The organism is Vibrio sp. Vb0598 (assembly GCF_033338935.1).
Taxonomy (GTDB): domain Bacteria; phylum Pseudomonadota; class Gammaproteobacteria; order Enterobacterales; family Vibrionaceae; genus Vibrio; species Vibrio alginolyticus.
On record NZ_JAWOTP010000071.1, the window covers coordinates 1 to 1,803 of the forward strand.

Sequence of the window (1,803 nt, forward strand, 5' to 3'; positions counted from 1 at the left end):
CCAAACAAACAGCTGCCACATTTTGAGCTTAGAAACATGATTTTGACTGCTAGCTTTTTCTGGCGACTAACGCCCTGCTAAGGGGTGAGCAACGCAATACAAAAGCCGCCGCATACCACCTTAAGCACTAAAATCAACGCATAGCAAAAATGCCACGCGTTGCGAATCCCTCTTAAGCAGTTTGTTATGTGTCAAATTTTAAACTCGAACTTAGCTTTTTTAGGGCCAGTTTCCCCTTTTTTGGAAGGCGCATACTTCCGTTTTGATAATATTCGCACAGCTTCAGCATCGAATACTCCTTTAGGTACAGAATCAGTAACCATTATGTCAATCACATCACCCTGACTATTAATATTAAACGTGAGTACAACAGTACCGACTAATTTGTTTTTCCTTGAACCTTTATGATTCCTCGGCGATACACTGTCCCGAGCTTTGTGTTCTCGATAATTTGGGGAACTAGCACTTTCAATTAAACCAGCGCAGCCAGACAATAATGCCGCTATAAATAATATTAAAATCTTCATACTTAATCTTTGACAACATAACGCCTTGTTAAGGTGTGAGGCACGCAATACCTAAGCTTCCGCATACCACCTTAACCACTAGAACTAACGCATAGTAAAAATGCCACGCGTGCCGAATCACTCTTGAACAATTTGTTATGTAGCCGACTTTCAGGTTAGTGCTTTCTGTCCAATTTGGATCTTGGGCTCAATACCAGCTTTGCGATACAAAGCTAGAGCTGATTCATTGAAAGAATATACTTCTAACCACAGCTCTTCTCCGCCGTTAGAAATAGCCCTTTCCTCAAATGCCGCTATTAGCGCCACTCCAACACCTTGACTCCTAAAGCATGAATCCACAACAATCTGTTCAACGTTTGCGATCTTTCGCTCTTTGAGAGTCCAAGACTTACGAACCCATAGCTCACCAAAAACAAAACCTACTAACTGCCCTTTGCTTTCGGCTACCAGAAAAATCGAGCTTTCACTTTTGATTATCTTGTGTAGGTCTATTTTTTGTTCAATTTCTTCCGGTGATAAAAAGTCATCAGGTAAATTTGCTTGATGATACTCATTAAGCTGAAACTGTAGTTTCTTGATAACACTGATATCTTCAATGCGAGCTTGCCGAATATTTAACATATATAAATCCTTTTAACTTACCGTCCTCTCGCGGCTACATAACGCCTTGTTAAGGTGTGAGGCACGCAATACCGTAGCCTCCGCATACCACCTTAAACCCTAAACCTAACGCATGGTAAAAATGCCACGCGTGCCGAATCACTCTTAAACAATTTGTTATGTGTTAGATTTTAAAGACTAATTTTTGTTTTTGAGCAATAAGCTCAACATCTTCAAGTGGCTCATATTTCCATTTGGACAACGCTTGTACAGCTACCTTTTCAAAGATCCCCTTTGGGGTGGAATCGATTACAACAATATCAGCCACATCTCCATTTTTAGTAATGTTAAACGTCATGACCACATACCCTGACAGGTTATTCTCTACTGCAACTTTAGGGTATCTCGGCGATACAAACTCTATTGGCTCTCGATCTAAATATTCCGATGAGTAAGTGTTTTCTACAGAACTTGAACACCCTACTACTAAGATCAAGATAAATAATTGCAAAAATCTCATAATCTCTCTCTGACACATAACGCCTTGCTAAGGTGTGAGTAACGCAATACAAAAGCTACCGCAAAGCGCCTTAATCACTATAAGCCACCGCAAAGTAAAAATGCCACGCGTTACGAATCACTCTTAAGCAATTTGTTAGTACATGCGCTACTTCTA

At 40.3% G+C, this 1,803-nt stretch carries 3 protein-coding genes; all 3 read right to left on the minus strand.

The genetic code is table 11. The features are described from left to right. Positions 1-191 precede the first annotated feature (191 nt). A complete protein-coding gene (locus R7Q38_RS22945; RefSeq protein ID WP_042524632.1) occupies positions 192-527 on the minus strand; it encodes an energy transducer TonB in 336 nt (111 codons plus the stop codon). 150 nt (positions 528-677) lie between these two features. Further along, a complete protein-coding gene (locus R7Q38_RS22950; protein ID WP_239939218.1) occupies positions 678-1,148 on the minus strand; it encodes a GNAT family N-acetyltransferase in 471 nt (156 codons plus the stop codon). 163 nt (positions 1,149-1,311) lie between these two features. Next, a complete protein-coding gene (locus R7Q38_RS22955; RefSeq protein ID WP_239939217.1) occupies positions 1,312-1,647 on the minus strand; it encodes an energy transducer TonB in 336 nt (111 codons plus the stop codon). Positions 1,648-1,803 lie beyond the last annotated feature (156 nt).

What these genes read in the sequence shown, in the direction of transcription:
- R7Q38_RS22955 (WP_239939217.1), bottom strand. Translation starts at nt 1,647, where the DNA reads ATGAGATTTTTGCAATTATTTATCTTGATCTTAGTAGTAGGGTGTTCA.
- R7Q38_RS22950 (WP_239939218.1), bottom strand. Translation starts at nt 1,148, where the DNA reads ATGTTAAATATTCGGCAAGCTCGCATTGAAGATATCAGTGTTATCAAG.
- R7Q38_RS22945 (WP_042524632.1), bottom strand. Translation starts at nt 527, where the DNA reads ATGAAGATTTTAATATTATTTATAGCGGCATTATTGTCTGGCTGCGCT.